The sequence below is a fragment of the Pararhizobium sp. genome, assembly GCF_035497515.1.
In the GTDB taxonomy this organism is placed as follows: Bacteria; Pseudomonadota; Alphaproteobacteria; order Rhizobiales; family Rhizobiaceae; genus Pararhizobium.
Genome location: NZ_DATJDJ010000211.1, coordinates 1 through 13,289, shown reverse-complemented (window position 1 = coordinate 13,289; position 13,289 = coordinate 1). Strand labels below are relative to the sequence as shown.

The 13,289-nt window shown below is 59.5% G+C and carries 12 protein-coding genes; 10 read left to right on the top strand and 2 right to left on the bottom strand.

The genetic code is table 11. The features are described 5' to 3' along the window. Positions 1–17 precede the first annotated feature (17 nt). The 9 genes from VL202_RS21895 to VL202_RS21855 all read left to right on the top strand — a co-directional run bounded on the left by VL202_RS21895 (position 18) and on the right by VL202_RS21855 (position 9,982). Entirely contained in the window at positions 18–401 is a 384-nt protein-coding gene (locus VL202_RS21895) for a cytochrome c family protein (RefSeq protein WP_325466171.1), read from the top strand. Between the two features lie 163 nt (positions 402–564). After that, the gene (locus VL202_RS21890; protein ID WP_325466170.1) at positions 565–1,653 is read left to right on the top strand and encodes a hypothetical protein; all 1,089 of its coding nucleotides are present in this window, start codon (positions 565–567) and stop codon (positions 1,651–1,653) included. Between the two features lie 127 nt (positions 1,654–1,780). Next, positions 1,781–2,929: a hypothetical protein gene (locus VL202_RS21885; protein ID WP_325466169.1), complete on the top strand. Its 1,149-nt coding sequence runs from the start codon at positions 1,781–1,783 to the stop codon at positions 2,927–2,929. Between the two features lie 4 nt (positions 2,930–2,933). Continuing rightward, positions 2,934–4,844, top strand: a complete 1,911-nt coding sequence (locus tag VL202_RS21880; protein WP_325466168.1) for an AAA family ATPase — start codon at positions 2,934–2,936, stop codon at positions 4,842–4,844. 63 nt (positions 4,845–4,907) lie between these two features. Next, positions 4,908–5,168: a type II toxin-antitoxin system RelE/ParE family toxin gene (locus VL202_RS21875; RefSeq protein WP_325466167.1), complete on the top strand. Its 261-nt coding sequence runs from the start codon at positions 4,908–4,910 to the stop codon at positions 5,166–5,168. After that, entirely contained in the window at positions 5,165–5,581 is a 417-nt protein-coding gene (locus tag VL202_RS21870; RefSeq protein ID WP_325466166.1) for a helix-turn-helix transcriptional regulator, read from the top strand. The genes VL202_RS21875 and VL202_RS21870 overlap by 4 nt, the downstream gene beginning before the upstream one ends. A 24-nt stretch (positions 5,582–5,605) precedes the next feature. Further along, entirely contained in the window at positions 5,606–6,907 is a 1,302-nt protein-coding gene (locus VL202_RS21865; protein WP_325466165.1) for a DUF6638 family protein, read from the top strand. Beyond that, a complete protein-coding gene (locus tag VL202_RS21860; protein WP_325466164.1) occupies positions 6,900–8,048 on the top strand; it encodes a DUF2333 family protein in 1,149 nt (382 codons plus the stop codon). The genes VL202_RS21865 and VL202_RS21860 overlap by 8 nt, the downstream gene beginning before the upstream one ends. Before the next feature lie 254 nt (positions 8,049–8,302). Further along, a complete protein-coding gene (locus tag VL202_RS21855) occupies positions 8,303–9,982 on the top strand; it encodes a formate--tetrahydrofolate ligase (protein ID WP_325466163.1) in 1,680 nt (559 codons plus the stop codon). Between the two features lie 64 nt (positions 9,983–10,046). Here VL202_RS21855 and VL202_RS21850 read toward each other — a convergent pair whose 3' ends face one another. Both VL202_RS21850 and VL202_RS21845 read right to left on the bottom strand, forming a co-directional pair. Further along, complete coding sequence (locus VL202_RS21850) at positions 10,047–10,556, bottom strand: DUF1993 domain-containing protein (RefSeq protein WP_325466162.1); 510 nt, start codon at positions 10,554–10,556, stop codon at positions 10,047–10,049. 161 nt (positions 10,557–10,717) lie between these two features. Next, positions 10,718–11,530 (bottom strand): extensin family protein, encoded by an 813-nt coding sequence (locus VL202_RS21845; protein WP_325466161.1) that lies wholly within the window; start codon positions 11,528–11,530, stop codon positions 10,718–10,720. A gap of 286 nt (positions 11,531–11,816) precedes the next feature. Between VL202_RS21845 and VL202_RS21840 the strand changes: the two genes are divergently transcribed. Next, positions 11,817–13,289 (top strand): TonB-dependent receptor domain-containing protein (locus tag VL202_RS21840; RefSeq protein WP_325466160.1); only part of this gene is annotated, 1,473 nt, incomplete at its 3' end.

The window sequence follows — 13,289 nt, the reverse complement described above, 5'->3', positions numbered from 1 at the left end:
CCGCCGCAGGAGTTCGCATGCCGTCGCGCCTCGTTTTGATCAGTCTTTTTCTCTGTCTCGGAACCGGATTTGCCCGCGCGGATGGTGATGCGAGCGCCGGTGCGCAGGTCTTCAAGAAATGCGGTGCCTGCCATACGGCGACGGAGCCGGTAAACCGCGTCGGACCGAGCCTGAAGGGCGTGGTCGGCCGTTCGGTCGCAACCTTTCCTGATTACACCTATTCGAGCGCGATGGCGGATTTCGGGGCGGACGGCAAGGTCTGGGACGAGGATCGGATTTCCGAATATCTGCTTGCGCCGAAGGCCATGGTTCCGGGCACCAAGATGAGCTTCGCCGGCCTGAAAAAGCCTCGGGATATCGAGAATGTTATCGCCTATCTGAAATCGACGGCTATGAATTAGGCCGGCTTTCAACCGCCGGCATGACCACCAATGCGATACGGAATTGAAAATCGGCAAGCGGGGCTTGAGCTTCACCTTGCCGCTCCCATTATATAAGCTGATGTCACGACTGAATAATTAGGCTGCGCGATGCGTTAGCATCGGAGCAAGAAGGGGAAAACCGATGGCGACACTTCAGAATTTTGAGAGCGAAATCGAAAAGACCCGCGGTATCGTCGAGCAGATGCGCGGCAAGATGGATCAGTCGGCGGTCGTGCTCGACCAGTTCGCCAAGTCGGATACCAAGCTCGGCGACGCCAATTTCGACATCGAGAATGCCCGCATCCAGGACGTCATCAACCAGCAGAAGGTGATGGAAGGCAATATTGCCGACCTGATCATCGGGCTTGAAGATGCGACCAATGCCTTCGGCTCCGAATTCGAGAGCATGAAGAGCTACACCGGTTATGAAAAATTCATCGGCATCTTTTCCAAGCAGAGCGCGCAGCGCATGCGCACCGACCGCGTCCGCAACATGTCGCTCGCCGGCAACCTGCAGGAACTGCTCGCCAAGTCCGACACGATCGTCGGCATCCTGAAGGAACAGAAGAGCGTCCTCGACCAGCGCTACAAGACCTCCGAGGCGAGCCTGCTCCAGGTGATCGAGCGCCGCAAGGGCACGATGGCCAACCTGCAGGAAACCCAGAAGCGGATCGAGGAACTGAACCCGCTGCTGATGGACATCGAAAACAGGATCGCCGCCTCGACCGACCAGCTTTCCCGCACCCAACTCGAGGGCGAACGCTCCGTGCTGGCGACGGAATATAACGAGAAGCAGGCCAAGGAACAGGAACTCTTGGCGGAAAGCCAGACCTACGAGCGCTACACCTCGATGTTCCAGACCTTCGTGGACAGTCTCAACAACCAGATCGCCGCGCAGAACACGCTGATCAACAAGCTGACCATCGATACCGAGCAGCGCATCGTGCTTTACAAGGCGCTGGAAGATTCGTTGAAGACAGCGGCGCAGCAGGACGTGGCGCACAAGATCAACACGCTCGGCAGCCAGGTCGATACCGCCGCCGAAGAGACCATGGCCGGTATCGGTTCCGCCTCGCAGCGCCACATCGGCGACCTCTTGGAAATGCACGAGAAAAACATGCTGTCGACGCAGGACATTCAGCGCCGCAAGAAGCTTGCCGACGATGCTTTTGCCAGGCGTTTCCAGGCCGTCATGGACAAGCACAATTCCGCGAATTACGTGAAGCAGTGATGGGTTTACTTAGAGTTTGCCGAGGGTTATCCCCCTGTGTCCCTCCGGGACATCTCCCCCTTGAGGGGGAGATGTCGGCGTCGACGACAAAGCGGGGTAAGCCTCCTCATATTCAGAGCATGCCATCATGAACGCTGCATCCGAAGGCACCGTCGGCCAGTATTTTGCCTCGATCCGTGCGGCACTCGGCGGGCTGGAAATCTTCCTCGGCGACCGCAATTCGCCGCTCTACAAGAACACCGTCGTCGGCGAAGTCATCGTGCCCTATCTGGCGCGACTGAAAGCGTCGTTTTCCTGCTGGGAAAACCGGATCGGTTTTATCGAGCAGTTCCGTATTTCTCGGGCGGAAAGCGGTTTTCCGGTGTTCCAGAACGTGCTGGAGCTGGAAAACGACCGGCAGTCGGCCGAAAAGCGCCTGTCCGGCATTCCGGTTGCCGATGCGCTGCGCCAGGAAATGGCCGATTTCATCCTGCGGCAAAAGGCTTTTCCGACCGCGCTGCAATCGCGCATGGCCGAGCGGCTCTATCTCGAGCAGATCGGCAAGGGCGATATCTTCTCGCCCTTCATCATGCCCGAGACCGTGCGTGTCGCCGTCAATCCGAAGACCATGCGGCCCTATTACATCGTCTGCTGGGGCGCGTTCGACGGCGCCAGCACCTTGCCGATGGTCTATATGGCGACGATCGAGGATTCCTCGGAAAAGATCATCAAGATGCTGGTGACGTCGGACGGGAAGCTCAATCCGGAGGTCGATATCCCGCTGCCGATCGGCGGGCTTCTCAATCCGGAATTCGCCAGCCGGTTCGATGATTTCGCGTTGAAGAACAGCGCCTATTCGCTGACGCCAGTGACGATCGCCACCAGTCTCGACCGGGATTTTCCAGAGTTGCGCCCCAAGCAGTTGCGCCGTCTCGTGCTGGGGCCGTTCTATTCTGCCGGGATCACGGAGAACAATGCCAGGATCAACGATATCCTGTCCAAGGTGCGCAAGCCGGAAAACGCCTGGCTTCTGACCTGGACGGTGCAGGAGGTCTTTTCCAAGGCCGAACGCCCGGCCCAGCGTGGCTTCTGGTCTTCGACGCCGCCGAGCGAGGAATTTCATATCGATACCGACAATCTGGAAGCGACCCGCATGGGCGTGAGTTCCTACGAGAAGCACGCGTTGGTTCCGCACGAAGCCTATCAGGCCCTCTATGCCGCCGGCGATGCCGCGCAGATTTTCGGCGACTACAAGGTGCATGTGATTTCCGGCAACCAGGTCATCAGCGAGGTGTGATTCCATGTCCCTGAACGCGGGTTTGACGACGTTGCACGAGGATGACATCGCCAAGCATCAGGCGGTCGCGCAGGGGCTGGTGACACGGCTGATCATTCTGGAGGCGGACGATCCTGCATCCGGAACGGCGATCGCCGGCACCGGCCGCCGCTTCGTCTCCACCGTTTCGACGGGTGGGCAGCGGCGGACACGCGAGGTCGAACTGGTGAAGACGATCCAGTCGGTTCGCTCCGCCGATCCGCTGTTTTCGCCGAGCCAGCATGCCCTGCTGTACCGCTCCCGGCGGGGCATTCAGGTGGCGCTCGCCGTCGCCGACGTGTTTGCCCGGCAGACCAACCTGGAAGGCCTGCAATCGCGCAATGCGACGTCGCCGCTGTCGGGGGAGGAGGCGACACAGTTCAAGGCGCTCTTGTCGGCATCCGCCTATATCGCTGCCTTCACCTTCGCCGCCTATCTCGGCGCGACGCTTGCCGGCGACAGCGAGCCGGTGGAGGATGGTTTGGAGCCGGACTTCCTGTTTGACACCCCGCAGGATGCGCTGAAGGGCATGATTTCGGCTCTCGACAAGACCATTGCCGGTGCGCCGGATGATGCGGCGCTGACCAGCCGGTCGCGGGCTTTCGCGCGGCTCGCCATCGAAGGCCTGATCGGCCGCAAGGCGCGGTTCACCGGGCTTGCGAGCTTCGAGAATGTCCATATCCGGCTGGACCAGGACGATTTTACGCTGGATGGCTTCGATGTCGCCCCCGGCCAGAAGCAGAAACCTCTGGTGATGACCTTCAAGAAGCCGGAAGAGATCATCGGCAACCATATCGCCAAGTATCAGGCGCTGAAGCTATCGAAGATGCTGATGGCCTATGATTTCGAGCGACAGATGAATCCGTTCGTCGAGCTTGGCGGCTTCTTGTTCACCTTCATCGGCGACGGCATGCCGGGCACCGGCAAGACCATCCTGATCCAGATGCTCGCCGGCCTGCTCAACGACTACTGCCAGGTTGCCGGTTATGCGTTTCACTACGAGAATTTCGGCGTCGATCAGATTTCGTCCTACCAGGGCAAGTCGGGGCAGAACTGCAAGGCATTCGTCAACAATGTCATCAACCCGAAGGTGATCGGCTTTGGCACGATCGACGACGTCGACCAGGTCGCGGCCAAGCGCTCGGACGACCGTGCGTCGGCCGGCCAGCACGAGGTGACGGCGGTGCTGATGGAAAGTTTCGCCGGCGCCTCGACGGTCATTCGCGGCAATTGCACCTTCGGCATGTTTTCCAACTATCCGGAAAACGTCGATGATGCCTTGCGCCAGCGCGCCGGAGCCCGCTGGCTGGTCGACGGGCCGCAGTCGGAAGGGGATTATATCGATATCTTCGCGATGCTGGTCGGCAGGAACCACAAGATCCCACTCGGCGAACACCAGTTGTTCGCGGGGCAGGAAATCAAAAAAGCTGTTTCTCAATCCTACGCGGAGCATGCCCGCCCGAAGGAGGAAGGCCTGCTTGCCGTCTGGGAGCGGCACGAGAAGGAGGAAGGCAGGATCGAGACGCTGGCCGATGTCGGCTCCTACCTACACATGATCAAGGAGGCCGAGCCGCGCTTTACCGGCCGTGCCATCAAGAACATCACCGATGCGATCAAGATGCGGGCGATGGATGTCGAGCTTCCCGACGACTGGTTCGTCACGCCCGAGGCCTTCATGCATAAGGGCTATGACGAGAAGAAGGCGATGATCGAGGAACTGCGCGGCCCGATCACGCTCGACATGGTCATGCAGGAAATCAACCGTTATGCCGACAGTGAATTCCGCTACACCGACAAATCCGACGATGCCGCGGTGACCGACATCATCCGCCGGGAACGGCAAAGGGAGAAGGCGATCCGGGAGATCGAGGCGATGAAGGCGGACGGGCGGTGGTAGGGGTGATGATTAGCTGATAGCGAATTTTGTTGCCGGAATTAGTTTTATCGGATTAGGATTGTCATGCGCGTCATCTATGAAAAGGAGGCCATCAAGGCCCTGACGCGGATGCCGGCGACTGATGCGAAGCGAATACGCCAGAAGATACAGCAGTATGCCGAAGATCCCGCATCGCTCGCCAACAATGTCAAGAAACTGCAAGATATCGAATATTATCGTCTTCGGGTCGGCGACTGGCGTGTGATTTTCAGCGAGGACGGACTGGTAGTAGACGTCATCAAGATCGCCGGTCGCGGAGAGGTTTATAAGGGATTGAAGCCATGAACACGCCCGTTTCTTTCACGACGCCCAACGGCGAGGAGATGGTTGTCCTGAGCCGTAGCGATTATAACTTGCTCTTACAGCAGTCGGAACTTGTCGAGGACCTGGAGGATTTGCTCGCGGTCAAGGCTTATGAGGCGCGGGTTGCAGCAGGTGAAGAAGAGCGCGTGCCTGTCGAATTTGTCGATCGGCTTATTGACGGGGAACACCCGGTCCGGGTCTGGCGCGATTTTCGCGGGCTCTCCGCCAAGGACCTTGCGGCTGCCGCCGGTATCAGTACAGCTTACATTTCCGAGATCGAGACGGGAAAGAAGGAAGGCAGTATCTCCGTGCTGAAAGCGATTGCAAAGGTCCTTCACCTGAACCTCGACGACGTGGTGCCGACGCGCGATGAAGCGCCATCTAAAGATGATTGATCAACGCAAAATCGCAGCAAACGTATGAAACGCCTCCTCGAAGCCGAACTCATCTATGGTCGCCTGCTCGAAATTTCCGAGCCGCACCTGATTGCCCGCTACAACAAGGCGCTTGAGGGGTTTGGCCTGCGTCCGACGGCGCTGCCGTCGTTCCGCATCGACATGACCGGGTTTTCGCCGGAGATCGCCGATGAACTGGGCGATCGCGATTATCTCGATCCGAACCGGGTGAACCGGCGCTTCATCATCATGACCCCGAGCCAGGAGGAGCTTCCGGTCGTTCATACCAGCTTCTCCAACACCGCCGCGCTGATGCACGAGTTCTTTTCCGCCAATGCGCGGGCGATCAATGCGGTAACGATCAAGGATGCGCTTTACGGCGAGATCGAGGATTCCGTCTCGACCGTCGAAGATATCGACGATCTCCTGTCGATCAACGAAGTTCGGTTTCGCGTCATGTCGGCCGAGGACATGCTCGGCAAGGCGGCGGAACTGCGGGCGCTGATCGATCGGTTGAAAACGGTCCCGACCGCCTGGTCCGACGACGCCATGCTGAACCGGATGGTGGAACTTGCCAAATTGACCGGCGACATTCGGGAAAACGCGCTGGTTCCCGACAAGCTGGTCTTTCGTCACGACGCCTTCTGGGCCAATCATTTTGGCGGCGTCTATATCTTTCTCGACGAGAAGACGACGACGGTCATCTGCGATCCGTCCGTGCCGGGCTTCCGTCGGTCGCGTCCGTGGCAGGTCAGCTATATCAGCCTGTCCGACCCGCTGCGCATTTACGAATTCCTGGCATCGACAAACCGGCTGCAACTGCCGCAGGCGTCCTGGGTGGAAAGTTCGGGCCTCTACCAGCACCGATCGGACATGATCCTGCGCGGCCTCGTCAACGAGGCGGATCCGACCACCGATATCAATGCCATCGACGCGATCTGGCTGCAGACCTGGATGCACCGCAATTCCGCCCGCGTGGCAGCGGACGGGGCCTATCCGTTCCTGCAGAACATGCTGCGGACCGTGCTTGCATCGGGAACGGTCAGGATGCAGGACGTTACGCCGGAAAACCGCTTCCTGCTGGTGCGCGCCGCGCCCGATCATCCGGATCAATGGCTGACGAACCGGCTGATTTCACAGCTCGTGCCGCGCGATTTCGTCTCGCGTTTCGTCTTTGACAAGCAGGGCTTCTATGCCTCCTATGAGCATTACAGCGAAAAGTTCAGGGAATATGTTGTGGCGACGCTGACCGGCACATATCTCAGGGACAAGGTGGCGTTTCGCAAACGCCTTTACGGGTTGAAGGAGGATAACAGCAATGCTTGATCCGATCGTCGCGTTTTTCCAGCGTGTGTTTGCAGCGATCGGCCGGGGCATTGGCCTGGTGGTCTCCTGGATACTCTATCCCTTCATCACGGTTGCCAACTGGTACCGGGCCCGCGCCTGGATCATCAAGGGGCCGATCGGCATCGGTCTCCTGGTTCTCTTTGGATTTTATTTCTATTTCATCTGGCAGACGCAGGTCTGGACGGGTTTCAACCCCGATTATGTCAACGATTACAATTTCGCGCAGCGCAAGCAGGACGCTGGAGTCGCAGCTACCGACACCAATACGACGGCGGCGGCGAGCGAGACATCCCAGCCTGCGCCGAAAACCTGCATACGTTCGGCGGTGGTGGATGTGACGGCCGACCTGATCGACCAGAATGTCGATCAGAATGCATGGATTTCGTCGATGCTGCTCTACAAGGTCGGCTTCTTCGGGCTGGATTGGGACAACACACCCTGGTTCGACAACAAGGCGTCGTTCCAGCGCGGCGTCAATCAGGCGGTGCGACGGACATCGGTCGAACTGGTCGATTCGCTTGGACGCGTGCGTGGCACGTCCGGCGTCAATGCCGATCTGCAGCGTGCCCGGGGCAATATCCAGTTCGACGAGGAGACCTGGTATTTCGGCTCGGATTCGCTGCTGCCGAAGACGCCGACGCCGACCTATTATCGCACCGCGATGGAAGACCTGCGCAAATTCAACACGTCTCTCGAAGCCTGCGAGGCGATCTTCGATGGTCGCTCGGACAACCTGATCGAATTCCTCGATCGCATTGCCAATGATATCGGTTCGACCTCCGCCATCATCCGCGAACGCTCGGAATTCCACAATGGCGGCTGGTTCGATACGAGAGCCGACGACCGATTCTGGTTCGCCTATGGACAGCTCTACGGCTACTACGGCATCCTTTCCGCGGCGGGGGCCGATTTCGATGCCGTCATCAAGGCGCGCGGCATCGAGCCCATCTGGCAGGAAAGCATCAAGCAGCTTCGCTCGGCCCTGAATATCCAGCCGGCCATCATTTCCAACGGTCGCGAGGATGGCTGGATCATGCCGACGCATCTTGCGACGATGGGCTTTTACATCCTTCGAGTGCGTTCGAACCTTGTCGAAATGCGCGATATCCTGGCGCGGTAAAAAAGGCGCACCGGTCAGCCCGATCGTCCGGCTGACCGCGTTTTTTTCTTCTCTGCCTCTTCTGCGGCGTGCCGGCACTATCCGGCTTGCTGCATCCATAGTCGCAATTACAACAGTCCCTGGGTGTTCTGTCGTTTGGAGCGCATCATTTGTCGTTTTTGGTCCATTTGCCGGCAAATTAAGATATGGAAAGCGGCGTCAATTCAGGCTCTTATGCTCCCCAGACCGAAAAAGGTGGAAGGGAGAGACACCATATGGCCGAGGTAAAGTCCGATATCGAAATTGCACGTGCAGCGAAGAAAAAGCCGATCCTCGAAGTCGGCGCAGGGCTGGGAATTCCCCCGGAGGATTTGCTTCCCTACGGCCATGACAAGGCGAAGATCAGCGCCGATTTCATATCCCGCCAGAAGAGCAAGAAGAACGGCCGCCTGATCCTGGTCACGGCGATCAACCCGACGCCCGCGGGCGAGGGCAAGACGACGACCACGGTTGGTCTTGGCGATGGCCTCAACCGCATCGGCAAGAAGACGGTCGTCTGCATCCGCGAGGCTTCGCTCGGCCCCTGCTTCGGCGTCAAGGGCGGTGCTGCCGGCGGCGGTTACGCGCAGGTGGTGCCGATGGAAGACATCAATCTACATTTCACCGGCGATTTCCATGCCATCACCTCCGCCCATAACCTGCTGTCGGCACTGATCGACAACCACATCTACTGGGGCAACGAGCAGAATATCGATATCCGCCGCGTCGCCTGGCGCCGGGTCATGGATATGAACGATCGTGGCCTGCGCCAGATCGTCGGCTCGCTTGGCGGCGTCGCGAATGGTTTTCCGCGCGAGACCGGCTTCGATATCACCGTCGCTTCCGAAGTGATGGCGATCCTGTGTCTGTCCACCGATCTGAAGGATCTGGAAAAGCGCTTGGGCGATATCATCGTTGCTTACAGGCGCGACAAGACTCCGGTCTTTGCCCGCGATATCAAAGCCGATGGTGCGATGACCGTGCTGCTCAAGGACGCCATGCAGCCGAACCTCGTGCAGACACTGGAAAACAATCCCGCCTTCGTGCATGGCGGGCCTTTCGCCAATATCGCCCATGGCTGCAATTCGGTGGTGGCGACGACGACGGCGCTGAAGCTCGCCGATTATGTCGTGACCGAAGCCGGCTTCGGTGCAGATCTCGGGGCGGAAAAATTCTTCGACATCAAGTGCCGCAAGGCTGGCCTGAAGCCTGACGCGGCGGTGATCGTTGCCACGGCGCGGGCGATGAAGATGAATGGCGGTGTGAAGAAGGAGGACCTGGGCCAGGAAAATGTAGACGCCGTCCGCAAGGGCTGCGCCAATCTCGGCCGCCATATCCAGAACGTCAAGAAGTTCGGTGTTCCGGTCGTCGTGGCGATCAATCACTTCACGCTGGATACGGAAGCCGAAATCCAGGCGATCAAGGATTTCGTCGCCACGCTCGGCGCCGAGGCCGTGCTCTGCAAGCACTGGGCGCAGGGGTCCGCCGGCATCGAGGAATTGGCCCGAAAGGTGGTGGAACTGGCCGAAAACGGCCGCTCGCAGTTCTCGCCGCTCTATCCGGACGACATGCCGCTGTTCAAGAAGATCGAAACGATCGCCAAGGACATCTACCACGCCGGCGAAGTGATTGCCGACAAGTCTGTGCGCGATCAGTTGAAGACATGGGAAGAACAGGGATACGGCCATCTGCCGATCTGCATGGCCAAGACTCAATACTCGTTTTCGACCGACCCGAACCTGCGCGGCGCACCGAGCGGCCATACTGTCCCGGTCCGCGAGGTTCGCCTCTCGGCCGGTGCCGGCTTCATCGTCGTCATCACCGGCGAGATCATGACCATGCCGGGCCTGCCACGGGTACCGTCGTCGGAGAAGATCTATCTCAACGCGGACGGCTTCATCGAAGGCCTGTTCTGATTTGCAAAAGGGGACTGCGGCAGGTGCCGTCGTCCCCTTCATTTATCCGATGCCATGGATGCCTTCAGCTATAAGCGCCGAGGAAGTCGGCCTTGCCCACGGCGACGCCTTGGTTGCGCAGGATGTCGTGGGTCGTCGTGACGTGGAAGAAAAAGTTCGGGATGGCGAATTTCAGCATGTAGTCGTCGCCGGTGAACGTGAACTTCAGCTTGCCGAAATTGATGGTCACGTCCCTCGTGTCGCTGCCTTCCAGATCGGACGGCTTTACGGTTTCCAGGAATGCGATGGTTTTGGCGGTGCGTTCGCGCAGATCGGCAAAGGACTTTTCCTCATCCGGAAAACTCGGCACCGTGATGTCGCTCAGGCGGCCGATCGTGTTCTTGGACGTATCGCTAACGCGCTGGATCTGTCCCGACAGGGCCAGCATGTCCGGCGCGAGACGGGCGTTGAAGAGATCGTCGAGCGGGATGTTGTGCTCGGCCGCATGCGCCTCCGCCTTGTCAAGCAGGTTCGCGAGAATGTTGAGACCTCGAATGAAGACCGGCACGGAGAGCTTGTACATGGAAACGGGCATGAAACATTCCTTGTGAAGAGGGGCCTTGTGAAGAGGGCCTTGTGAAGAGAAGGACGGCCTGCGTTCAGACCAGACGCTCGACGCAGATGGGGTGCGATGCCGTCTCCGGCAAGACGAGGACAGGGCTGCTCGCCAAGTATTTCCGAACCTGCGCGAATACCTCACCGGCAGTAACGGTATCCGCCTTTGCGTTCGATCACGTCGAAATGCAGATGGTTCTCATGCGCCTCGTCGCTGCCGGGGTCGAGCACGGTCGCGAAATAGAGGCAGCCGGTGGCAGTCACTGCCCGCTGGAAGGCGCCGGCCAGCGTCGAATCCTCGTCGCGCGGCTGGATTTCGATCGACTTGCCGCTGTTGAAGGTGAAGGATGCGACGTCCACGGCATTGCCGCGCGCATGCTCGGAGATTTTTCCGCTCGTCGCATTGTTGCGCAACCGGCAGACATAGCTTGATGCCTGGTTGACCGATGTCAGCGGTCCCTCGCTTTCAAGTGCGGCTTTTGCGGCGGGCAGGACGGCTTCCTTCGTCCAGCGCGCCAGTTCGAGCGCCGTCTCGCAGCGCATCTTGCCTTCGGGCTTGAGGGCGATGCCGGGAAGGACCGATTGCAGCGAGAGCGGCCGGTCGATGCCGCAGCCCTTGCCGTCGTCGATCCGTTTCTCTTCCCGGAAACTGGCGCCGATCGCCTTTAATGCGGCAAGGCAGGCGGCATGCTCCTTGTTGTTCTCGGGCTCGATAATGAGCTTGGGCTCAGTCTGTGCCTTTGCTTCCGGTTTCCGATCAGGCTTCTGATCCAGAGGCGCTGGCCGCGGCTTGGCATCTTTGGCCGGGTTCTTGTCGGCATTGTCGACTTTCGGTGGTGACGGCGTCGCCTCCGTTTCCACCGGCTTCTTTTCCGGGAGAGGGCCCTTTTCGGGGAGGCCGGCGCTGGTGAGGACAAGGATGGGCAACAGGAGGAAGATCAATCGAAAAGCCATGAAGAACTCCGCTTCTGCCTGGGCGGCAGGATGAAGGGACAACGCGTCAGGGCGGTGCGTGGTTGCATCGCGGGTGTTGAACGATGCGAATGGGCACGCGGGTGCAAACAGAATGACTGCCGGCGGCGGCAAAACCGGGGCAAATGTGGTTTTTATATGTTGACAATAATAGTCATGTTTTATAGCAAGCTGGGCAGGCAGCAATTTCCAGCGGCCGATACCTAGCCAGCAATGGAGCCTATCGGCTCGCCAGCCAGCCCGGTGCATTTCTCAAAGGACTGGCCCCATGATTACCCGGCATCACCGCTCGGCGCTTTTGGCATGCGCGACGTTTTGTTTCGCTGCTTTCCCCCTTCAATCATTGCACGCCCAGGAGGCCGGCGAGGCAGCCGCCACGCAGGAAGGCGTCACCGTCCTGAAGAAGCTGGTCGTCAAGGCGCCCACGACCGGGACTGCCGAAACGCCGCTGGCAACCGAGACGACCGCCGAGCAGATCCGCGACAACCAGATTTCCAGCTTCGAGGACCTCGGTCGCAGCCTGCAGCCGGGCGTCGGCTTCAATCGCACCGATGGCAGCGTCAATATTCGCGGGCTCGATGGTCCGCGCGTCCAGACCACCATCGACGGCATCGTCATTCCCTATCTCGATGATGGTGCCCGCGATGCGAATGGCGGTATCGACAGCTTCGATTTCGACGCGCTGTCTGCCGCCGATATCGTTCGCGGTGCGGATTCGAGCCGGGCCGGCGATGGCGCGCTTGGCGGAGCCGTCGTGCTGCGCACGCTGGAGCCGGAAGACCTGATCGGCGAGGGAAAGACCTGGGGCGGCATCTTCAAGTTCACCTATGACAGCGAAGACAGGAGCTGGGGAACCTCGGCCGCGGCCGCCGCCCGCTTCGACAATACGGCCATCCTGTCTCAGGGCGGCTACAAGAAGGGCCATGAGCGCGACAGCAGCGGCGATGCCGATCTCTACGGCCCGGGCCGCACCGAGCCCAACCCGGCCGATTTCGACCAGAACAACGTGCTGGTCAAGGTCAAGCAATATACCGATACCGGCCATATTTTTACCCTGACCGGCGAGCGTTTCGATCGCGAGAAGGATATCGACCTGAGGCATCTGCAATTCAACAATTTCGCACCGAATGGCCTGGACGGCATAGAGGCGGTGAAGCGTGACCGCATTTCCTTGAACTACGAGTTCGAGGCGACCGACGAAGACGCCCTGGTCGACGCCGCCAATGCCGTTTTCTACTGGCAGGACCTGGTGCGCGAAAGCGGCAGCAGCGGTTATCGGGTCAAAAGCCCCATCGGCGACTATTCGCGGTTGAGCGAAGTCGATAATCGGTCCTTCGGCGGCGCCGGCTATGCGGAGAAAGGCTTCGACACCGGACGCCTACATCACACCGTCCGTCTTGGCGGCGATTTCTCCATCGGCACGACCAGCCAGTATTCTTCCGGACGAGACAATTGCCCGTCCGGGCCGCTCCCGCCGTTCGATCCTTGCAATTTCCTTCATACGAATCAGGCGGATATGCCCGATGTCGATACCAAGAAGTTCGGCATCTATCTCGAAGACGAGATCGCCTTCGGTGACAGCGCCTTCTCGCTGACGCCAGGCCTGCGCTACGACTGGTACGACCAGTCGCCGCAGGAGACCCCCGCCTATACCAGCAATCCGAACTATGACGGCATGCCGCCGGGCCAGAATGGCGAGGCCTTCTCGCCCAAGCTGCTCGCCAAATACCAGGCGGCGCCG

Bases quoted from the DNA above. Each gene is read 5' to 3' on its own strand.
- VL202_RS21855 (WP_325466163.1), top strand. From the start codon at position 8,303: ATGGCCGAGGTAAAGTCCGATATCGAAATTGCACGTGCAGCGAAGAAA.
- VL202_RS21895 (WP_325466171.1), top strand. From the start codon at position 18: ATGCCGTCGCGCCTCGTTTTGATCAGTCTTTTTCTCTGTCTCGGAACC.
- VL202_RS21890 (WP_325466170.1), top strand. From the start codon at position 565: ATGGCGACACTTCAGAATTTTGAGAGCGAAATCGAAAAGACCCGCGGT.
- VL202_RS21865 (WP_325466165.1), top strand. From the start codon at position 5,606: ATGAAACGCCTCCTCGAAGCCGAACTCATCTATGGTCGCCTGCTCGAA.
- VL202_RS21860 (WP_325466164.1), top strand. From the start codon at position 6,900: ATGCTTGATCCGATCGTCGCGTTTTTCCAGCGTGTGTTTGCAGCGATC.
- VL202_RS21850 (WP_325466162.1), bottom strand. From the start codon at position 10,556: ATGCCCGTTTCCATGTACAAGCTCTCCGTGCCGGTCTTCATTCGAGGT.
- VL202_RS21870 (WP_325466166.1), top strand. From the start codon at position 5,165: ATGAACACGCCCGTTTCTTTCACGACGCCCAACGGCGAGGAGATGGTT.
- VL202_RS21880 (WP_325466168.1), top strand. From the start codon at position 2,934: ATGTCCCTGAACGCGGGTTTGACGACGTTGCACGAGGATGACATCGCC.
- VL202_RS21885 (WP_325466169.1), top strand. From the start codon at position 1,781: ATGAACGCTGCATCCGAAGGCACCGTCGGCCAGTATTTTGCCTCGATC.
- VL202_RS21875 (WP_325466167.1), top strand. From the start codon at position 4,908: ATGCGCGTCATCTATGAAAAGGAGGCCATCAAGGCCCTGACGCGGATG.
- VL202_RS21845 (WP_325466161.1), bottom strand. From the start codon at position 11,530: ATGGCTTTTCGATTGATCTTCCTCCTGTTGCCCATCCTTGTCCTCACC.